Source organism: Klebsiella pneumoniae complex sp. WS1778 (assembly GCF_049472055.1).
GTDB classification, from domain to species: Bacteria; Pseudomonadota; Gammaproteobacteria; order Enterobacterales; family Enterobacteriaceae; genus Klebsiella; species Klebsiella quasipneumoniae.
Genome location: NZ_JBKGTJ010000005.1, coordinates 234,358 through 254,272, shown reverse-complemented (window position 1 = coordinate 254,272; position 19,915 = coordinate 234,358). Strand labels below are relative to the sequence as shown.

Genomic DNA, 19,915 nt, shown 5'->3' with positions numbered 1-19,915 from the left:
CCATCAGGGGTAAAGCTGACGCCCGTGAGGGCTGGCAGAAAATCTGCTGATGTCTATCGCAGTCGCGATTGCTAACGTGTTTGGTCTACCTTAATTAAGGCATATCGCATGGATGTAAGCGTAAATGGGTGACAGTGCGCCGCATAAGGCGCTAAGGCTCATCGGAACGGGTTTGGTTATTTTATTGCCAGTGGTACTGGCATTGTGGTTTGCCCAGCTGCGGGCGAAAGCCGAAACCATTGATCAATTACACTCATTTTCGCAGTTGGCGCTGCAAAAAACGGAAATGGTCATCCGCGAAGCGGATCAGGCCCGGGCGAAAGCCAGCCAGTATCGCGGGGAGCTATGCTCAGCGGACCATCAGCGTTATTTATTGCATATCGTTCGTGGCCTGCTGTATGTGGAAGATCTGATCTACGCTAACGGCCAGCGCTTTATCTGTTCAACGTCCGTTCATCAGCAAACCGGCTGGCGGATGCCGGCGGCCAATTACACCAAAAAGCCGGATGTCGCGATTTACTATTACCGGGACACGCCGTTTTATCCGGGCTTTGCCATGAATTATATGCAGAAGGGGCCCTATGTGGTGGTGGTCAATCCCTTCTCGTACAGCTCGGTAATCGCCAGCGATCGCGATTTAGCCTATGGCGTATTTGATACCAAAACCAACCTCTTTTTCTCGGTCAGTAACAATGTCGAGCCCGCGGAACTTCATGCGTTGATTCGCGAAGGCGATACCTTTTTTAATCAGAATGGCCGGGTGTATACGATAGCCCGCTCCGCTATCCGGCCGATCGCCGTCATTATGTCCACCTCGCGGGCCAGCTATTATCACAACTTTTGTGACCAGGCCAGCCTGACGCTGCCGCTGGGGATCATTTGCAGTATTTTACTGGTGCTGGTGTGGTCGCGCACCCGCCGGCAGTATCACTCGCCGCGCAATATGCTGCAGCGGGCTCTGAGCTGCCGCCAGCTGCGCCTGCACTACCAGCCGATTATCGATATTAAAAATAACCGCTGCGTCGGAGCGGAAGCGCTGCTGCGCTGGCCTGGGTTTGACGGCCCGGTGATGAACCCGGCGGAGTTTATTCCGCTGGCGGAAAATGAAGGCATGATTGCCCAGGTGACGGACTACGTGGTGGATGAGCTGTTTTACGAAATGGGCGAGTTTCTTGCCAGCCATCCGCAGCTGTACGTGGCGATCAATCTCTCTGCGTCGGATTTCCACTCGGCGCGGCTGATTTCACAGATCAGTGAGAAAGCGCGCAGCTATGCGGTCTGTATCGGACAGATCAAAATCGAAGTTACCGAGCGGGGGTTTATCGACGTGCCGAAGACCACGCCGGTGATCCAGGCGTTTCGCGAAGCGGGCTATGAAATTGCCATCGATGATTTCGGCACTGGCTACTCGAATCTGCATAATCTGCACGCCCTGAACGTCGATATCCTTAAAATCGATAAAACCTTCGTTGATACGCTGACCACCAACAACACCAGCCACCTCATTGCCGAGCACATCATCGAGATGGCGCGCGGGTTGCGTTTAAAGACTATCGCGGAAGGCGTGGAGACGCCGGAGCAGGTAAGCTGGCTCTACAAGCGCGGCGTGCAGTATTGCCAGGGCTGGCTGTTTGCGAAAGCGATGCCGGCGCGGGAATTTATGCAGTGGTTAGCCAATGCGCCCGCGCCCGTGAACGTGCCTCAGCCGCCGCGTCACGCGGAGATCTGATGGCGGTAGTCGCTGGGGGTGCGGTCAAACTCCCGGCGGAATACCCGCGAGAAGGTTTGCTGCGAGACATAGCCCAGATCCATAGCGATATCAAAGATCGGCCGCTGGGTGGTTCGCAACGCCTCCGCCGCCAGCAGCAGGCGGCGCTGACGAATATAATCCCCCAGCGTCTGATGCATCACGGTGCGGAACATCCGCTGCAGGTACCACTTCGAGTATCCTGACTTTCTGGCGACTACATCAATGTTAAGTGGTTGATCGATATGTTCATCAATCCATTCAATCAGTGTTTGAATAATATCCTGATGGGACATAAAGCGGCCTCTCTCAATTCTCGATTCGTCGTTTTGTCTGCGGGCGAGTATAATTCCTCAAGTTAACTTGAGGTAAAGCGCTTTATGGAAAAGAAATCACCCCGCATCAAAATGCTGCTGACGCCCGGGGAAGTGGCAAAACGAACCGGCGTGGCGGTCTCGGCCCTCCATTTTTATGAGAGTAAAGGGCTGATCCACAGCCAGCGGAATGCCGGCAATCAGCGGCGCTACCGGCGCGATGTCCTGCGCGCGGTGGCGATTATCAAAATTGCGCAACGTATCGGCATCCCGCTGGCCACCATCGGCGACGCGTTTGGCGTGCTGCCAGAAGGGCACAATCTCAGCGCAAAAGAGTGGAAAATGCTGTCATCACAGTGGCGCGAGGAGCTTGACCGGCGTATCCACACCCTGACGGCGCTGCGCGACCAGCTCGACGGCTGCATCGGCTGCGGCTGTTTATCGCGGCGCGACTGCCCGCTACGTAACCCGGGCGATAAGCTGGGGGAAGAGGGGACCGGCGCCCGGCTGCTGGAGGAGGATTAAAAAAACTAAAGCGCCACAACTGGGCGCTTTAGTTGTTTTCCGGTCTTGGTCTTTCGCATTATCTCGTTGGTTCACGAGAGGGTTTCCCCCGACGTCGACGTCCCTCAGTATTGCGCAATCTGTTGATGGAGGTTCCGGTTTGCGTCGACACTTTAACTATGGCATCTGCCGCCGTTTTTTCCTCACTATTTTGCCGAAATTTTCCCGGCAATCAGCGCCTGTTCCTATAGTTAATTTGAACAAACGACGGGAGAGGCCCATGCTGACGGTACATCATCTTAATCAGTCACGATCGCAACGCGTACTGTGGGCGCTGGAGGAGCTACAGCTGCCTTATCAGATAGTCCGCTATCAGCGGGAAAAGTCGATGCTGGCGCCAGCGGCATTGAAGAAAATCCACCCGCTGGGTAAATCGCCCGTGCTGGAAGACAACGGCTATGTGCTGGCGGAGTCCGGAGCGATCCTTGAGTATTTGCAGGAGAGCTGGGACAGCGATGGGCTGCTGAAGCCGCAGGGCACAGATGACAAACTGCAGTACCGCTTCTGGCTGCACTATGCCGAAGGTTCGCTGATGCCGCTGCTGTTAATGAAGCTGGTGTTCGCCAGCCTCGGCAGACCTCCGGTGCCCTTTGGCGTCCGCTCGCTGGGCTCGCTGCTGGGCAAAGGTATCCAGAAAGCGTGGCTCGATCCCCAACTGGCCACCCATGCGCGGTTCATTGACAACCATCTGGCCACGCGGCCATGGTTTGCCGGCGAGCAGCTGAGCATGGCCGATATCCAGATGAGCTTCCCGGTGATGGCGCTGTTGTCCCGCGGCGGCATGGATGATCTTCGCCATATCGAGGCCTGGCGACAGCGGGTAGAGCAGCGCCCGGCCTGGCAGCGGGCCATCGAGCGCGGCGGCCCCTTCACCTTACCCGGCGCCTGAGGTATCAGCGGATCCGATGACGCGGCTAAATGAAAGCAACTGACTAAAAAATTGTTAGCGGATTGCGCATGGACGATAACGTTTGCGCATCAGCTGGTTATTTTCTGTTCGTCATAAGCGAAATTTAGCGAAATACGATAAACATCGGTTGAAAAGGGTTATCTAAAGGCCGGATAATCGTTTGCCTTTCTGTTTTGCTCCCTCTTTTATCTGCTATCCAGGGGGAGGAGACAAGGTTGACACACCGTAGTGTATGCGTGGAGTTAAACGTTTGCTTTTTTGCAGCCCCCCTGGCGCTGCGATTCGGTACAAGGAGATCGCGTTTAACTGGCAGTGGAGGGTCCACCACGCATACCAACGAACAATAAAAATTTTCAGGGGAAGTTTTCTATGTCTACGCCTTCAGCGCGTACCGGCGGTTCATTAGACGCCTGGTTTAAAATTTCGGCGCGCGGCAGCACCGTGCGTCAGGAGATTGTTGCAGGTCTTACTACCTTTCTGGCAATGGTGTACTCCGTCATCGTGGTGCCGGGCATGCTCGGAAAAGCGGGCTTCCCGCCGGCCGCGGTGTTTGTTTCTACCTGTCTGGTGGCGGGCGTTGGCTCGCTGGCGATGGGATTATGGGCAAACCTGCCGATGGCCATCGGCTGCGCTATCTCGTTGACCGCTTTCACCGCCTTCAGCCTGGTGCTGGGGCAGCACATCAGTATTCCGGTGGCGCTCGGCGCGGTATTCCTGATGGGCGTCCTGTTTACGGTGATCTCGGCAACCGGCATCCGCAGCTGGATCTTGCGCAACCTGCCGCAGGGCGTGGCCCACGGTACCGGGATCGGGATCGGTCTGTTCCTGCTGCTGATTGCCGCCAATGGCGTTGGCCTGGTGATCAAAAACCCGCTGGACGGTCTGCCGGTGGCGTTGGGGAACTTTGACAGCTTCCCGGTGGTGATGTCGCTGATTGGCCTTGCGGTGATCATCGGTCTGGAAAAAATGAAGGTACCGGGCGGTATTCTGCTGACCATTATCGGCGTGTCGATTGTCGGCCTGATTTTCGATCCTAACGTCCATTTCTCCGGGATTTTCGCCATGCCATCCCTGAGCGATGACCAGGGCAACTCGCTGATTGGCAGTCTGGATATCGTCGGCGCGCTGAATCCGGTTGTGCTGCCCAGCGTGCTGGCGCTGGTGATGACGGCGGTTTTTGACGCCACCGGCACCATCCGCGCGGTGGCCGGTCAGGCGAACCTGCTGGACAAAGACGGACAGATCATCAACGGCGGTAAAGCGCTGACCACCGACTCCCTGAGCAGCGTCTTCTCTGGCTTAGTCGGGGCGGCGCCGGCGGCGGTGTATATCGAATCGGCGGCGGGTACGGCAGCCGGCGGTAAAACCGGCCTGACCGCGGTGACGGTAGGGGTCCTGTTCCTGCTGATCCTGTTCCTCTCTCCGCTCTCTTATCTGGTGCCGGCCTACGCGACCGCGCCGGCGCTGATGTACGTCGGCCTGCTGATGCTGAGCAACGTGGCGAAAATCGATTTCAACGACTTCGTCGACGCGATGGCTGGCCTGATCACCGCGGTGTTTATCGTGCTGACCTGTAACATCGTGACCGGCATTATGATCGGTTTCGCGACCCTGGTGATCGGCCGCCTGGTCTCCGGCGAGTGGCGTAAGCTGAACCTCGGCACGGTGATTATCGCGGTGGCGCTGGTGGTCTTCTACGCCGGCGGGTGGGCGATTTAAACCCTTTGTGCTCCTCACGGGCGGCTCAGGCCGCCCGTTTTATTTTTAAGCCACATCCTGTTTCCATTTGCGTTAATCTGGGTAGCGTATGATTCACAGGCAAGACGCCTCACAGGTATAAAAGAAAACGCAGCAAACAGGGAACACATGGAAATATTCTTTACCATCCTCATCATGACCCTTGTGGTCTCACTCTCCGGGGTAGTGACGCGCGTACTGCCCTTTCAGGTTCCACTCCCACTGATGCAAATCGCCATTGGCGCGCTTCTGGCGTGGCCGACCTTTGGTTTGCACGTTGAATTTGATCCAGAGCTGTTTCTGGTCCTGTTTATCCCGCCGCTGCTGTTCGCCGACGGCTGGAAAACGCCGACCCGCGAATTCATTGAGCACGGGCGCGAGATCCTTGGCCTGGCGCTGGCGCTGGTGGTCGTGACGGTGGTCGGCATCGGCTTTCTGATCTACTGGATTGTGCCGGGCATTCCGCTTATCCCGGCGTTCGCGCTGGCGGCCGTACTGTCGCCGACCGATGCCGTGGCGCTCTCGGGTATCGTCGGGGAAGGGCGGATACCGAAAAAAATCATGGGCATTCTGCAGGGTGAGGCGCTAATGAACGACGCCTCCGGCCTGGTCTCGCTCAAGTTTGCCGTCGCGGTGGCGATGGGCACCATGGTCTTTACCGTCGGCGGCGCCACCGTTGAGTTTCTGAAGGTGGCGATTGGCGGCGTGCTGGCCGGGTTTGTGGTGAGCTGGTCGTATGGCCGCTCGATGCGCTTCCTCAGCCGCTGGGGCGGTGACGAGCCCGCCACGCAGATCGTCCTGCTGTTCCTGCTGCCGTTTGCCTCCTACCTGATCGCCGAACATATCGGCGTCTCCGGCATTCTGGCGGCGGTGGCGGCAGGGATGACCATCACCCGTTCCGGCGTGATGCGTACCGCGCCGCTGGCGATGCGCCTGCGCGCTAACAGCACCTGGGCGATGCTGGAGTTTGTCTTTAACGGCATGGTGTTTCTGCTGTTGGGCCTGCAGCTGCCGGATATCCTCTCCAGCTCGTTGGTGGCGGCGGAAGCCGACCCCAACGTCGAGACCTGGATGCTGTTTACCGACATCATCCTGATCTATGCCGCGCTGATGCTGGTACGTTTTGGCTGGCTGTGGTCGATGCGTAAGCTTAGCCAGCGCTTCCTGAAGAAGAAACCGATGGAGTTTGGCTCCTGGACCACGCGCGAGCTGCTGATCTCCTCCGTTGCCGGGGTGCGCGGGGCGATTACCCTCGCCGGTGTGCTCTCTATTCCGCTGTTGCTGCCGGACGGGAATGTCTTTCCGGCGCGCTATGAGCTGATTTTCCTCGCCGCCGGGGTGATCCTGTTCTCGTTGTTCGTTGGGGTGATTGCGCTGCCGATCCTGCTGCGTCACATTGAATCGAGCGATAATGTGCAGCAGCGGAAAGAGGAGCGTCTGGCGCGGGCGGCGACGGCGGACGTGGCGATTGTGGCGATCCAGAAGATGGAAGAGCGGCTGGCGGCGGATACCAAAGAGAATATCGATAACCAGCTGCTGACCGAAGTCAGTTCGCGGGTGATCGGTAACCTGCGCCGGCGCGCCGATGGGCGTAACGACGTGGAAACCTCTATGCTCGAAGAGAGTCTGGAACGCCGCTTCCGCCTGGCGGCGCTGCGCTCTGAGCGCGGCGAGCTGTATCATCTGCGCGCCACCCGGCAGATCAGTAACGAGACGCTGCAGAAGCTGCTCCACGATCTCGACCTGCTGGAAGCGCTGTTAATCGAAGATCAATAACCTGTAATCCGGATAGCGCGACGCTTAACTGGCGAGACTGCAGTAAATGTGTAGCCCCGGTAAGCGTTAGCGCGACCGGGGGAAACCCGGGCAGCGGCGCAAGCGCCTGACCCGGGCTACCCCTTCCCTTGCGGAACGCGTTGTCACCAGGGAATTATTCCAGCCAGAACGCTTTGCTGCACGCCAGCCAGGCCTCAGCGCTGCGCGACATATATACGCCTTCCCGCCAAATCATCCCCAGCTCCCAGCGCAGCTCGCTTTGCAACGGGATCCAGCAAAAATTCTGCCGGTCGAGACGCTGGCAAATCGGTTCCGGCAGGATCGCTACGCCAATGCCCGCCTGCACCATGGCGGCGAGAAAATCCCACTGGCCGCTGCGCACCGCGATACGTGGCTTCACGTCATGCTCGGCAAACAGCCGCATCAGCTGCTGGCTAAGGGCAAATTCCTCGTTGTAGATAACCAGCGGATGCGACGCCAGCTCGGCCGGCGAGAGCGAGGTTTTACCTTCCCACTCCGCGGTTCTTGGCGTCAGGACGCACAGCGGGTGATTGAACAACGGCAGAATGGTGAGGCTGCTATCCTCCTCGACAGGCAGGGCGGTCATCGCCATATCAAGTTCGCCATTGCTGACCGCCTGCTGGACCGTCAGGCCGCCAAACTCGGCGATCTTCAGCTCGACGCCCGGATAGCGCTGGCGGAAGCGACTGATCGGCTCGGCCATCAGCATCCCGACCATCGGCGGAATGCCAAGCCGCAGCACCCCTTTATGCAGGTGGTTGATATCGCTCAGCTCTGACTCCAGCTGGCTGAACTCGCCCAAGATCGCCTGGCCGCGTTCAAAAACGACGCGCCCGGTATCGGTGAGCAGTAGTTTGCGGCCGTCGCGGATCAACAGCGTGCAGTTCAGCTCATCTTCGAGATTCTTGAGCATCTTGCTGATGGTGGGCTGTGTGACAAACAGCTTTTCCGCCGCGCGAGTAAAACTCTGCTGACGAACCACTTCAACGAAATAGCGCAGCGTTCGGATATCCATAATTATTCCCTGAGACTATACCTGCGATGATTTTAATTCATTTCTGTCCGCTTCGGCGGCTCTCTATACTGCTCGCCTGACTTCTTTTTTTCAGGACTATCGCACATGGCCTTCGCGCCAGCTCGCGTTGCCCCCGCCGTGGCGCAACGACTTCAGATCCCGGTACAGGTACTTCTCTACGTCGGGTTATTCATCTTCGCACAATATCTGGTGAACAGGTGGCAGGTACCGCTGCCGGCTAACCTGGTCGGCATGGTGATGCTCCTGCTGCTGATCGTCTGCCGGGTGATACCGGTAAGCTGGGTGCGCGCCGGCGCCCGCTGGCTGCTGGCGGAGATGCTGCTGTTTTTCGTCCCGGCGGTGGTCGCGGTGGTGAACTACGCCCAGCTGTTGATGGTCGATGGTTGGCGGATATTTCTGGTGATTGCCTTAAGCACGCTGATGGTGCTCGGCGCCACCGCCTGGGTCGTTGACAAGGTCTATCGTTACGAAGTGGGCAGGTTAAAAAAATGAGCGATGCCGTGCTGAGTATCCTGTGCCTGGTGGCGACGCTGGTCCTCTATTACGCCAACAAAAAACTGTATCGACGTTTTCATAAACTCCCTCTGATGCCGCTGGTGTTCACGCCGATCCTGCTGGTGCTGATTCTGGTGGTAGGCCATATCTCTTATCAGAGCTATATGGGAGAGACCCACTGGCTGCTGTGGCTGCTGGGCCCGGCGACCATCGCCTTTGCCGTTCCGGTGTATGAAAATGTCGCGGTGATTAAACGCCACTGGATGTCTCTCAGCGCAGGGGTGGTGACGGCGGTGGTGGTAGCGGTGACCAGTTCCGTGTGGCTGGCGCGCGGATTGATGTTGTCTGACGAAATTCAGCGTAGCCTGGCGGTGCGCTCGGTGACCACGCCCTTTGCGCTGGCGGCGGCGAAACCGCTCGGCGGTCAACCCGATCTGGTGGCGCTGTTTGTGGTGATCACCGGCGTGTTTGGCATGGCGGTGGGAGATATGCTGTTCTTACGTCTTGCTATCCGGGAGGGGATGGCGAAAGGAGCCGGGTTCGGCGCGGCTTCCCATGGTGCGGGAACGGCGCGCTCGTATGAGCTGGGCCAGCAGGAGGGCGTGGTGGCCAGCCTGGTGATGATGCTGTCAGGCGTAGTGGTGGTGCTGGCTGCGCCGGTCGTGCGCTGGCTGCTGTTTTAACATGGTCCCGTAACCGGATATTATGAAATATTGAGGGGGAGAATAGTTGTGGACTATTTTCCCCTGTTTTTGTTTATACCCGTTATTACTCATCATAAAAGATTAAGTCGATTCTTATGTTTCTCCTTAATTTGTAAGAAAATATTTCAATGGCGTCGGTTATTTAATTGCAATCTAAATATAATTCAGTGTTTTTATTATTTTCACGAATTATATAACTGCTTATCCAAGTGATTTTTAAGGTTTTTTATGTCGCGCCGATAATCTTTTAATACGCGTTGTATAAAAAATAGCATATCTGTTGATAATTGAATTTTTACCATGTGTTAGTTATTCTTTTTACGCGAGCTTGTATTATTGAATGGATTCATAGTGGGTCGTTTATTTCTGCATAATAGTGCCTGTCATCAAGCCGATAGCATGTAAATGCCGGCATGACGCCGCGCTGATTGAATTTCATTCTCTAATATCGCTGCATAAAGCAATTGACGGACTGATTGTCGTTTATAATGGATATGGGAATAAATATGAAGATGAGTAAAAAATTTCTGGCAGGTGCCCTGATTTTCTCTGCCTGCAGCGCGCTGTCTACCGTTGCCCAGGCTGATAACACCATTACCTTTAATGGCATTGTTTCAGATACTACCTGTACGGCGACCATCGATGGCGGTGTGACTGCCATTGATATGGGTACCACCTCGGTGGCGGACCTGAAAGCGTATACCTTCGGCGCAGCCAAAAATTTCTCCTTTAGCTTAGCGGATTGCCCGACGGTGGAAGAGGGGGGAAATAACTCCGCCCGCGTGACTTTCGGCGGGGTTTCCGATACCGCGAATAGCGATTACTTTAAAAACCAGGCTACGGAAGACGCAGCAACGGGCGTCGCTGTGGCGCTGTATGACGAAGCCGGTAGCCTGATGAAAAATAACGAAGAAGGTTCCGATGTCGATATCTCTTCCGGTGCCGCAACGATTCCGTTCACCGTTAAGATGGTGAAATCGGGCTCTGGTGAACCGACAAAGGGTGCCGTTCAGACAACGGTAACTTATAACGTGACCTATCATTAATTCTGCATTTTATTGAAGGGAGAAAGGGGGATCGTCTGTTATTCCCCTTATTTAAGCGTATGAGATATCCTTTTTTTGTGGTTGGTTTAGTGCTGTCGTCTTCTATCGCGCAAGCCAGCGTGGTGGTTGGCGGTACGCGCCTTGTCTTTGATGGTACGAAGAATAACGCCGTTATTAGCGTTGAGAATAAAGATCAGAACAGCAATATCGTGCAGTCCTGGCTCTCTGTGGTTGATGCTGCTTCACCAGCAAAAGATGCATTTATTATTACACCACCGCTATTTCGTCTTAAAGCCAGAGAAAAAGGATTTGTGCGTATTGTCCGTTCAGGAAAGATGTTACCAGACGACCGCGAATCCATGTTTTGGCTAAATATTAAAGGGATCCCGGCGACGGAATATATTCCTGATAAAAATGTCGTGCAGTTTGCTATCAACTCGAAAATAAAATTAATTTACCGGCCTGCCGCGTTAAAAGGTAATACACCAGAAAGCTATGCCGACAAATTACAATGGGGTAAAGAAGGAGCGACCCTAACGGTAAAAAATAGTTCACCAGTGTATATGAATTTCTCGCAGGTTAGTCTTAACGGTAAAAATATTTCTGGTGCATGGTTTGCAGCCCCGTTTTCGACTTTAAAAATACCCGTCAGGAGTAACCTGTCCTCGGCAGGAAAAAAAGAAATCACATGGAGCGTGATTAATGATTATGGTATGTCAGGGAAGAAATATACCGCTCTTATTCAGTAGGATTGAGCCGCTATTTCCAACTAAAAGTCTCTGCGTCGCTATTTTTCTGTGCCTGAGTACCCTACCTACTTGCGCTGAGGCCGGCGAATATTTCAACCCAAACCTACTCGAAGTCACCGCTAATAGTGCGACTTCAGTTGATCTGTCTTATTTTTCGCAAGATGGCGTACCGCCGGGTACTTATTACCTGGATGTTTTCATCAATGATAAGTATGTCGGTTCTGAATCGCTCCTGTTTCAGGTAAATAACCCTGACGCTGGTGCAAACGCAACGGTGACTCCCTGTCTTTCTACGGAGTTTCTTCATTCATGGCTCATCAATACCGCCGCCTATCCGAAGCTGTTCGAGGCAGGAAAAACCTGTGCTCAGCTGTCGGCGATCCCGGGCGTGACGTTTACGGTTTCACTTGCCCAACAGCGGATAGATTTTACCGTCCCACAAGCCGCCATGCTGAACCGCCCCAGGGACTATGTGCCGGAGAGCCAGTGGCAGCAGGGGATTAACGCCGGTATTCTCAACTACAGCATTTCCGGGCAGCGCAATACCCCGCGACATAACGGCGCGACTATCGACAGCCAGTTTATCAGCCTGCAGCCTGGCGTGAACCTGGGGCCGTGGCGCCTGCGCAACTACAGCACCTATAGCCACAGCGACAATAGCAGTCGCTGGGAGTCGGTATACTCCTATATCACCCGCGATATCCAAACCCTGCGCAGTCAACTGGTGGTGGGCAACACCTATACGTCGTCCGGCATCTTCGACAGCATGAGCTTTACCGGCCTACAGCTCAGCTCAGATAAAGAGATGCTGCCGGATAGCCTTCACGGGTTTGCGCCGACGATCAAGGGTATTGCGCGTACCACCGCTGAGGTCTCGGTCTATCAGAATGGCTATAGCATTTATAAAACCACCGTTGCACCCGGCGCCTTTGAAATAAAAGATCTTTACGCCACCGGCAGCGCCGGCGATCTGTACGTCAGCATTAAAGAGTCTGACGGCAGCGAGCAAAACTTTGTGGTGCCATTCGCCTCGCTGGCGATCCTGCAGCGCGAGGGCCAGCTGGACTATGCGCTGAGCAGTGGCAGAACGCGCTCAGGTAGCTCCGACGATAAAGAATATAACTTTATTCAGTCCTCTCTGGTTTATGGCGTGACCAGCAACGTTACTCTTTATAGCGGCTTTCAGCAGGCGGAAGATAAATACACCAACTTGCTGTTAGGCGCCGGTTTTAATCTTGGGACTATCGGCGCCCTCTCATTTGATGGTTCTCAGTCATGGGCTGATGTCAACGCCAACGCCGCGGCCACATCGACCAGTAAAGAACAGGGGCAATCTTATCGCGTCCGCTTTAGCAAAAGTTTTCTCCAGACCGGGACCAACTTTTCCGTGGCCGGTTATCGCTATTCCACCGCGGGATACTATTCGTTTCAGGATTTTGTCGATAACGCTTCCACTCAGTATGACTGCTGTACCAGCAACGGCAGAACGAAAGGCCGTTTTGACGCCTCGGTGTCACAGACGCTGTTTGGCTATGGCTCACTTTCGCTGTCGCTGATCAATGAAACCTACTGGGACAACTCGCGCATGGCGTCGGTCGGGGTGGGCTATAGCGGAGCAATCGGCAAAGCCTCCTACTTTATTAACTATTCCTATAACCGCAACGTGCAGAACACCGATGACAGCGGTCATAACCGGCCGGCCAGCGATACGGTCGTCTCCCTGACGTTAAGCATTCCGCTGGGAGACTCACTCTCCGCGAATTACACCATGAACCATGGCCGCCATAACGACACCACGCACAGCGTGGGACTTAACGGTTCAGCGTTCGAGGATCGCTCCCTGAACTGGAGCGTGCTGGAAGGGTACAACACCCAGGATAAGAGCACTTCCGGCAACCTCAGCGTCAACTACCAGGGGGCAAAAGGCGACGTGGCGGGCGGCTATGGCTACGACCGCTACAGCAATCACTACAACTATTCGCTGCGCGGCGGCATGGTCGCCCATTCAGGTGGGCTCACGCTGTCACGCTTTCTGGGGGAGAGTTCGGCGCTGGTCGAGACCCCCGGCGTCAGCGATGTGACGGTGCGCGGCCAGACAAACGTGACGACGGATGCCACCGGATATGCCGTGGTGCCCTACGTCCGTCCATACCATCGTAATAGCCTGGCGCTGGATGAACAGGAAATCCCCGGCGCTGAAGTGGATAACGTTGCCAGAACGGTGGTACCGACGCGCAACGCGATCGTCAAAGTGCAGTATGACACGCGAATTGGCTATAAGGCGATGCTCATACTGCGCACCCGCAGCGGGGTGGTGCCCTTCGGCGCGCTGGTGACCCTCGATAACGCCCGGCCTAACACCAGCGTCTCGCGCAGCAATATCGTTGGCGATGAGGGGCAGGTTTACCTGACGGGGTTGCAGAAAAAAGGCCAGCTGCTAGCACGCTGGGGGGACAAAAGCAGTGAGCAGTGCACCGCTCATTATGATTTCTCCAGCACCACGCTGAGCGACAATATTCAGTTTTATCAGGCCATCTGCCGATAATGGCCGTACGTTCGCAACAGGAAAAAAGGGCTGATATGAGCATTAAAGACTGCGGAGCAGGGGGCTGTGTACTGGCTAGCCTTTTACTGCTCTCCGCTCCCGGGTTGGCTTACGAGAGCAACAGCACGGTCAATTTTAAGGTTACGGGCACGATCGAAGCGCCCTCCTGTGAGGTGGCCGTGGAGCCGTCGAATCGTATTGATTTAGGCACCGTTCCCTATCAGACGTTCTCCGGAAAAGCGGGATCGAGCAGCGCCAGCGTGCCGGTTAAGCTGCTCTTTTCCAACTGTTCCGCCTATGCGTCGGCAGTGACGATCACATTCAGTGGGGCTGGTTTCGATGAAACCCATACTTCGATCTATAAAAACTATATGACAGGCAATAGCGGGGCCACCGGCGTTGGTTTGCAACTGCTCAGCATGGCCGACCAGCAGCCGCTGGGCCCCGATAACCAGTATCTCTTCACCTTTGATAGCGAAGCGGACATCCACACGTTCACCATGGCGGCACGGATGTACTCACCTTATGGCCAGGTGAGTCCCGGCATTGTCGGTTTTACCGCCACGTTTGATGTGGCTTATAAATAATGATTTCGACAGGGAAGTTTATGAAAAAGCTTATTTTATTTTTCATTGTGGTGCTGATCCCCTCCTACAGCTGGGCGTTATGTGAGGGGAAAAATTATGGCGATATCTCGATGACTAACCTGCCGGAAAAAATACTGATCAACGCCGGAAATTATACCGCGGGTACGGTGCTGTACGATTCCGGGAAAATGAATCACGCGCAAACGTTTATGCTCAATTGCCAGGGGCAAATTTACGCGGTGTTTGCCTGGTCTTCGAGCAATGCCGGGGCGTTGGTCGGCGATAACATCTATACCACCTCGGTGCAGGGGATCGGGATACGCGTTAAAGTGTGGCTTAATATCAGTGGTGAATATGAGAACGATACAAATGATTTCACTCCCGACTCGCAGGTGCATTATATCGGCGATGCCAACTTTAAACTCGGTGAGCCTAATGGCTTTTTAGATTACTTCGCTTCCACACATTACACCCCGGCGTATCAGCTGCAGCTGGTAGCGACTGGCGGCGCGATTGCCAGCAATAGTACATTATCCTTTAACGACCCGGTGGCGACGGTATCGGCAAAGGATAAGTCAGGCTCGGTAGCGATTTCCCAACTGCATATCAGCGGAACCACCAGCATCCAGATGATCCCGATGGGGTGCGATGTCAGTAGCAATAATCTTAGTTTTGCCATGGGCAGCATCAATACCGGCGAGTTTAATAGCGCGACGAAGGTAGGATCAGCGCGGCAGTCCATGAATCTCTTTTGCGAGCCGGGAACCAATGTTTCGATGCGGGTGGTGGCGGCGGAAGCGAGTGGGAATAATCCTGATAACACCGTAATGGCCTTAACGGCAGAAGAGAATGTTGCCACCGGGGTGGGGGTCCAGTTGAATCTGGATGGCGAAGCGCTGCCGCTGAATACCGACATCAGCCTCTATACCTCGAGCCGTACGACGGTAACGAACGACGGCGCAGATGCCAGCTATAGCTATTTCACCCATCCCGACAGTCCTGGCGGGGCAGCCGCTCAGCAGTCGCTCGCTTTTTCCACAAACTATTATAAGACGGGAAATATAGTGACAGCAGGTTCAGCAAACGCAGCAGGGGTGATCACCTTCACCTACAACTGACGGGGGCAGAATAAGCCCCTTCCCCGGACGATGCCGGGGAAGGGGGAGAAGCTTAATGCGCCTGGCCGCGTTCGATACCGATGCCGGTTTGTGAACGGATAAACTGGGCGCGGAACTGCTCGCGCTCGCGCATCCCTTCCGGTGAGTTATCGGTTGCGGAGAAGACCCAGATACCGATGAACGCGATAGCGATGGAGAACAGCGCCGGATATTCATACGGGAACAGCGCTTTCTCATGACCGAGGATCTGCACCCAAATGGTCGGGCCGAGGATCATCAGAATCACCGCTGTCAGCAGACCCAGCCAGCCGCCGATCATCGCCCCGCGGGTGGTCAGCTTCGACCAGTACATCGACAGCAGGATAATCGGGAAGTTACAGCTGGCGGCAATAGAGAACGCCAGGCCGACCATGAAAGCGATATTCTGATTTTCGAACAGGATGCCCAGCAGAATGGCCACCACGCCGAGGATCAGCACCGTAATTTTGGAGACCTTCAGCTCCTGACGCTCGGTCGCCCCTTTACGGAAGACGTTGGCGTACAGGTCGTGCGACACCGCCGAGGCACCCGCCAGCGTCAAGCCAGCGACCACCGCCAGAATAGTGGCGAAGGCGACCGCGGAGATAAAGCCGAGGAACAGGTTGCCGCCCACCGCATCCGCCAGATGCACCGCCGCCATATTATTGCCGCCGATAAGCTGCCCGGCCGCGTCTTTGAACACTGGGTTCGCGCCGACCAGCATGATGGCGCCGAAGCCGATGATAAAGGTCAGAATATAGAAGTAGCCCATAAAACCGGTGGCGTAGAACACGCTTTTACGCGCTTCTTTGGCGTCGCTCACGGTAAAGAAACGCATCAGGATATGCGGCAGGCCGGCGGTACCAAACATCAGACCGAGGCCAAGGGAGAGCGCGGATATCGGATCTTTCACCAGCCCGCCTGGGCTCATAATCGCCGCGCCTTTCGGGTGGACGGCCATCGCTTCGGTAAACAGATTATTGAAGCTGAAGCCGACGTGCTTCATCACCATAAAGGCCATAAAGCTGGCGCCGAACAGCAGCAGAACCGCTTTGATAATCTGCACCCAGGTGGTCGCCAGCATGCCGCCGAACAGGACATAGAGCACCATCAGGACGCCCACCAGCACCACCGCAACGTGATAGTTAAGGCCGAACAGCAGCTGGATCAGCTTGCCGGCGCCAACCATTTGGGCGATCAGATAGAGGGCCACCACCACCAGCGAGCCGCAGGCGGAGAGGGTGCGGATCGGTCCCTGTTTGAGACGATAGGACGCCACGTCGGCAAAGGTGTAGCGGCCAAGGTTGCGCAGACGTTCGGCAATCAGAAACAGGATAATCGGCCAGCCGACAAGGAAGCCCAGCGAGTAGATCAGACCGTCGTAACCGGAGGTATACACCAGCGCGGAGATACCAAGGAACGACGCTGCCGACATAAAGTCGCCGGCAATCGCCAGCCCGTTCTGGAAACCGGTGATATTGCCGCCGGCGGTGTAGTAATCGCTGCGCGAACGCACCCGTTTTGACGCCCAGTAAGTGATGTACAGGGTCAGGGCGACGAAAATCAGGAACATGACAATCGCTTGCCAGTTGGTCGGCTGGCGCTGTACCGCGCCGGTAATGGCGTCTGCGGCCTGAACGCCGAGGGGCAGCAGCGTAGCGGCGAGCGCCGTCAGGACTCTCTTGATCATGCTTTTACCTCGTTGAGAACGCTCTTAGTCAAACGGTCAAATTCACCGTTGGCCCGCCAGACATAAATACCGGTGAGAACAAACGAAATGACGATCACCCCGATGCCCAGCGGGATCCCGCGGGTGACGCTGGTCCCGGCGTGCAGCGGCGTGCCGAGCCAGCCTGGCGCGAAGGCGATAAGCAGAATAAAGCCCACATAGATCACTAACATAATCACTGACAGAATGGCGGCAAACCGTTGCCGTGATGCTACCAGCTCCCTGAAATGCGCACTATTTTCTATCCGCTGACAAAGTTGTTCATTCATCTTAGCGTCTCCAGAGGTCTCCCTTTCGTCATCCACGCAGCGGACGCTGGCGACAGCAACCCCTCCGGCGTTAAAGGCCGGGATACGGTTCGCTGACGGCGTTCCTGCGAGTGAAATCCTGGGGGAGGGACTTATTTTTATCCTCTCCCCGGTGGGGGAGAGGGTGTAGGGAATCGGTCCTTACTTAAGAAGGCATGGTAATGGCCTGCTTCTCTTCGAGCAGTTTTTCCACTACGCCAGGATCGGCGAGAGTCGAGGTATCGCCGAGGTTGCTGGTGTCGCCCGCGGCGATCTTGCGCAGAATGCGGCGCATGATTTTGCCCGAGCGGGTTTTTGGCAACGAATCGGTCCAGTGCAGAACATCCGGCGTCGCCAGCGGGCCAATCTCTTTACGCACCCAGTTACGTACTTCCGCATACAGCTCCGGCGTCGGTTCTTCACCGTGATTGAGCGTCACGTAGGCGTAGATAGCCTGGCCCTTGATGTTGTGCGGAATACCGACCACTGCCGCTTCGGCGATTTTCGGGTGCGACACCAGCGCCGATTCGATCTCGGCAGTACCCAGACGGTGGCCGGAGACGTTCAGTACGTCATCCACGCGGCCGGTGATCCAGTAATAGCCATCTTCATCTCGGCGCGCGCCGTCGCCGCTAAAGTACATATTTTTGAAGGTGGAGAAGTAGGTTTGCTCAAAGCGCTCATGATCCCCGAACAGGGTACGCGCCTGGCCGGGCCAGGAGTCGGCGATGGCAAGATTGCCCTCGGTGGCGCCATCCAGCGGCAGCCCTTCGTTATCCACCAGCACCGGCTGAACGCCGAAGAACGGGCGGGTAGCGGAGCCAGCCTTCAGCTCAATCGCCCCCGGCAGCGGGGTGATCATAAAGCCGCCGGTTTCGGTCTGCCACCAGGTGTCCATCACCGGGCACTTCTCGTTACCGATCTTCTTCCAGTACCACTCCCAGGCTTCCGGGTTAATGGGTTCGCCGACCGAGCCGAGAATGCGCAGCGAGGAGCGGTCTGTGCCTTCGATAGCCTTGTCGCCTTCCGCCATCAGGGCACGGATCGCCGTCGGAGCGGTATACAGAATGCTGACCTTATGCTTATCGACGACCTGGCACATACGCGCCGGGGTTGGCCAGTTCGGCACCCCTTCGAACATCAGAGTGGTGGCGCCGCAGGCCAGCGGGCCGTACAGCAGATAGCTGTGGCCGGTGACCCAGCCGACATCGGCGGTGCACCAGTAAATATCGCCCGGGTGGTAATCGAAAACGTATTTAAAGGTGGTGGCCGCGTAGACCAGATAGCCGCCGGTGGTGTGCAACACCCCTTTCGGTTTACCGGTGGAGCCAGAGGTATAGAGGATGAACAGCGGATCTTCGGCGTTCATCTCGACGGGGCGGTGTTCGGCGCTGGCGTTCGCCATCAGATCGCTCCACCACAGATCGCGGCCTTCCTGCCAGTCGATTTTACCGCCGGTACGTTTCAGGACCACGACGTGTTCAATGCTGTTTACGTTCGGGTTTTTCAGCGCGTCATCGACGTTTTTCTTCAGCGGGATGGCGCGACCGGCGCGCAGCCCTTCATCCGCGGTGATCACCAGGCGCGAGCTGGAGTCGATAATGCGTCCGGCCACTGCCTCCGGCGAGAAGCCACCGAAAATCACCGAGTGGATGGCGCCGATGCGGGCGCAGGCCAGCATCGCCACCGCGGCTTCCGGCACCATCGGCATATAGATGGCGACCACGTCGCCTTTTTTAATCCCGAGGCCGAGCAGCACATTGGCGAAGCGGCACACGTCCGCATGCAGTTCACGGTAGGTGATGTGCTTGCTCTGGCTGGCGTCGTCGCCTTCCCAGATGATGGCGGTTTGATCGCCGCGCTCGGCGAGGTGGCGGTCGAGGCAGTTGGCGGCGAGGTTCAGGGTGCCGTCTTCATACCATTTGATGGAAATGTTACCTGGCGCGAAGGAGGTATTCTTCACGCGGGTGTAGGGGCGCATCCAGTCAAGGATTTTCCCCTGCTCGCCCCAGAATGTATCAGGGTCGGTTATAGATTGTTGATACTGCGCCTTGTACTGATCCGGGTTAATCAGGCAACGTTCCGCAATGTTAGCGGGAATAGGGTGTTTGTGTATTTGGCTCATGGCTTTTTTTCTCCTTTGAACTTGTTAAATATATGTCAAACAAACGTTAAGAGTAGGGGTTTTGACAGCTTTGTTTGTTAATTGGGGGGCAGATCACGCAATGATTCAACTGAGTGAAATTTCGTCAAATGAAACTTTGAAGTGAAATAATTACGCAAATGAATTTATAGAAATGGATGGTGTGAAATATTTTTTATTACAAATACTTATGCAAGGTAACTGGGGGAAATTCGCTGCTTTATGCAGAAAAGCAGAGGAAAGCCCTGTTCTTAAAGGCTTGCGCAGCATGCCGTGCAAATGATACTGATATTGCGCGTTAAATAACCCCACAAAGCAACGCAACACAATTCATACCCCCTGCAGTGGGTACCATGACGAAAAGGAATGGTGCCTTTCATTGAGGAAGT

The 19,915-nt window shown here is 55.7% G+C and carries 17 protein-coding genes and 1 pseudogene; 13 read left to right on the top strand and 5 right to left on the bottom strand.

Translation table 11 applies throughout. The features are described from left to right. Positions 1-124 precede the first annotated feature (124 nt). Positions 125-1,729 (top strand): EAL domain-containing protein, encoded by a 1,605-nt coding sequence (locus ACLEXF_RS21175; protein ID WP_017900108.1) that lies wholly within the window; start codon positions 125-127, stop codon positions 1,727-1,729. Here ACLEXF_RS21175 and soxS read toward each other — a convergent pair. After that, a complete protein-coding gene (gene soxS, locus ACLEXF_RS21170) occupies positions 1,714-2,043 on the bottom strand; it encodes a superoxide response transcriptional regulator SoxS (RefSeq protein ID WP_023291646.1) in 330 nt (109 codons plus the stop codon). The genes ACLEXF_RS21175 and soxS overlap by 16 nt on opposite strands. Before the next feature lie 84 nt (positions 2,044-2,127). Here soxS and soxR point away from each other — a divergent pair, with 84 nt between their 5' ends. The 4 genes from soxR (at position 2,128) to ACLEXF_RS21150 (ending at position 7,048) form a co-directional block, all read left to right on the top strand. Next, complete coding sequence (gene soxR / locus ACLEXF_RS21165) at positions 2,128-2,586, top strand: redox-sensitive transcriptional activator SoxR (protein WP_004109476.1); 459 nt, start codon at positions 2,128-2,130, stop codon at positions 2,584-2,586. A gap of 259 nt (positions 2,587-2,845) precedes the next feature. Beyond that, the gene (locus tag ACLEXF_RS21160; protein WP_017900107.1) at positions 2,846-3,514 is read left to right on the top strand and encodes a glutathione S-transferase family protein; all 669 of its coding nucleotides are present in this window, start codon (positions 2,846-2,848) and stop codon (positions 3,512-3,514) included. 390 nt (positions 3,515-3,904) lie between these two features. After that, complete coding sequence (locus tag ACLEXF_RS21155) at positions 3,905-5,254, top strand: NCS2 family permease (protein WP_004206333.1); 1,350 nt, start codon at positions 3,905-3,907, stop codon at positions 5,252-5,254. Between the two features lie 147 nt (positions 5,255-5,401). Beyond that, positions 5,402-7,048 (top strand): Na+/H+ antiporter, encoded by a 1,647-nt coding sequence (locus ACLEXF_RS21150; RefSeq protein WP_004206334.1) that lies wholly within the window; start codon positions 5,402-5,404, stop codon positions 7,046-7,048. Between the two features lie 154 nt (positions 7,049-7,202). On the opposite strand, the gene ACLEXF_RS21145 is transcribed toward ACLEXF_RS21150, so the two are convergent. Then, positions 7,203-8,084, bottom strand: a complete 882-nt coding sequence (locus ACLEXF_RS21145) for a LysR family transcriptional regulator (protein ID WP_004177821.1) — start codon at positions 8,082-8,084, stop codon at positions 7,203-7,205. Positions 8,085-8,189: 105 nt separating this feature from the next. Here ACLEXF_RS21145 and ACLEXF_RS21140 point away from each other — a divergent pair, with 105 nt between their 5' ends. From ACLEXF_RS21140 to ACLEXF_RS21110, 7 genes are all read left to right on the top strand, one after another. Continuing rightward, a complete protein-coding gene (locus ACLEXF_RS21140) occupies positions 8,190-8,597 on the top strand; it encodes a CidA/LrgA family protein (protein WP_002885086.1) in 408 nt (135 codons plus the stop codon). After that, positions 8,594-9,283 (top strand): LrgB family protein, encoded by a 690-nt coding sequence (locus ACLEXF_RS21135; protein WP_310945365.1) that lies wholly within the window; start codon positions 8,594-8,596, stop codon positions 9,281-9,283. The genes ACLEXF_RS21140 and ACLEXF_RS21135 overlap by 4 nt, the downstream gene beginning before the upstream one ends. 509 nt (positions 9,284-9,792) lie before the next feature. Next, on the top strand, positions 9,793-10,350 hold the full coding sequence (locus ACLEXF_RS21130; protein ID WP_072096590.1) for a fimbrial protein: 558 nt from the start codon (positions 9,793-9,795) through the stop codon (positions 10,348-10,350). Between the two features lie 59 nt (positions 10,351-10,409). Then, a complete protein-coding gene (locus ACLEXF_RS21125; RefSeq protein WP_032426186.1) occupies positions 10,410-11,099 on the top strand; it encodes a fimbrial assembly chaperone in 690 nt (229 codons plus the stop codon). Next, the gene (locus ACLEXF_RS21120) at positions 11,053-13,644 is read left to right on the top strand and encodes a fimbria/pilus outer membrane usher protein (protein ID WP_407259964.1); all 2,592 of its coding nucleotides are present in this window, start codon (positions 11,053-11,055) and stop codon (positions 13,642-13,644) included. The genes ACLEXF_RS21125 and ACLEXF_RS21120 overlap by 47 nt, the downstream gene beginning before the upstream one ends. A gap of 35 nt (positions 13,645-13,679) precedes the next feature. Then, complete coding sequence (locus ACLEXF_RS21115) at positions 13,680-14,231, top strand: fimbrial protein (protein WP_004206345.1); 552 nt, start codon at positions 13,680-13,682, stop codon at positions 14,229-14,231. 20 nt (positions 14,232-14,251) lie between these two features. Continuing rightward, on the top strand, positions 14,252-15,349 hold the full coding sequence (locus tag ACLEXF_RS21110; RefSeq protein WP_004206347.1) for a type 1 fimbrial protein: 1,098 nt from the start codon (positions 14,252-14,254) through the stop codon (positions 15,347-15,349). A 52-nt stretch (positions 15,350-15,401) separates the two neighbouring features. Here the strand turns inward: ACLEXF_RS21110 and actP are convergent, their stop codons facing one another. The 3 genes from actP to acs form a co-directional block, all read right to left on the bottom strand. Beyond that, entirely contained in the window at positions 15,402-17,054 is a 1,653-nt protein-coding gene (actP, locus tag ACLEXF_RS21105; RefSeq protein WP_064178494.1) for a cation/acetate symporter ActP, read from the bottom strand. After that, positions 17,054-17,365, bottom strand: coding sequence for a DUF485 domain-containing protein (locus tag ACLEXF_RS21100; protein WP_004206350.1), 312 nt, complete (start codon positions 17,363-17,365; stop codon positions 17,054-17,056). Before ACLEXF_RS21100 ends, actP begins: the two co-directional genes overlap by 1 nt. Positions 17,366-17,549: 184 nt before the next feature. After that, positions 17,550-19,508, bottom strand: a complete 1,959-nt coding sequence (gene acs / locus ACLEXF_RS21095) for an acetate--CoA ligase (RefSeq protein WP_004206352.1) — start codon at positions 19,506-19,508, stop codon at positions 17,550-17,552. 100 nt (positions 19,509-19,608) lie between these two features. On the opposite strand from acs, the pseudogene ACLEXF_RS21090 reads away from it, so the two are divergent. Continuing rightward, positions 19,609-19,809 (top strand): annotated as a pseudogene (locus tag ACLEXF_RS21090) (hypothetical protein). Positions 19,810-19,915 lie beyond the last annotated feature (106 nt).

Coding starts and splice junctions, on each gene's coding strand:
- ACLEXF_RS21175 (WP_017900108.1), top strand. CDS start 125: ATGGGTGACAGTGCGCCGCATAAGGCGCTAAGGCTCATCGGAACGGGT.
- soxS (WP_023291646.1), bottom strand. CDS start 2,043: ATGTCCCATCAGGATATTATTCAAACACTGATTGAATGGATTGATGAA.
- soxR (WP_004109476.1), top strand. CDS start 2,128: ATGGAAAAGAAATCACCCCGCATCAAAATGCTGCTGACGCCCGGGGAA.
- ACLEXF_RS21160 (WP_017900107.1), top strand. CDS start 2,846: ATGCTGACGGTACATCATCTTAATCAGTCACGATCGCAACGCGTACTG.
- ACLEXF_RS21155 (WP_004206333.1), top strand. CDS start 3,905: ATGTCTACGCCTTCAGCGCGTACCGGCGGTTCATTAGACGCCTGGTTT.
- ACLEXF_RS21150 (WP_004206334.1), top strand. CDS start 5,402: ATGGAAATATTCTTTACCATCCTCATCATGACCCTTGTGGTCTCACTC.
- ACLEXF_RS21145 (WP_004177821.1), bottom strand. CDS start 8,084: ATGGATATCCGAACGCTGCGCTATTTCGTTGAAGTGGTTCGTCAGCAG.
- ACLEXF_RS21140 (WP_002885086.1), top strand. CDS start 8,190: ATGGCCTTCGCGCCAGCTCGCGTTGCCCCCGCCGTGGCGCAACGACTT.
- ACLEXF_RS21135 (WP_310945365.1), top strand. CDS start 8,594: ATGAGCGATGCCGTGCTGAGTATCCTGTGCCTGGTGGCGACGCTGGTC.
- ACLEXF_RS21130 (WP_072096590.1), top strand. CDS start 9,793: ATGGATATGGGAATAAATATGAAGATGAGTAAAAAATTTCTGGCAGGT.
- ACLEXF_RS21125 (WP_032426186.1), top strand. CDS start 10,410: ATGAGATATCCTTTTTTTGTGGTTGGTTTAGTGCTGTCGTCTTCTATC.
- ACLEXF_RS21120 (WP_407259964.1), top strand. CDS start 11,053: ATGATTATGGTATGTCAGGGAAGAAATATACCGCTCTTATTCAGTAGG.
- ACLEXF_RS21115 (WP_004206345.1), top strand. CDS start 13,680: ATGAGCATTAAAGACTGCGGAGCAGGGGGCTGTGTACTGGCTAGCCTT.
- ACLEXF_RS21110 (WP_004206347.1), top strand. CDS start 14,252: ATGAAAAAGCTTATTTTATTTTTCATTGTGGTGCTGATCCCCTCCTAC.
- ACLEXF_RS21100 (WP_004206350.1), bottom strand. CDS start 17,365: ATGAATGAACAACTTTGTCAGCGGATAGAAAATAGTGCGCATTTCAGG.
- acs (WP_004206352.1), bottom strand. CDS start 19,508: ATGAGCCAAATACACAAACACCCTATTCCCGCTAACATTGCGGAACGT.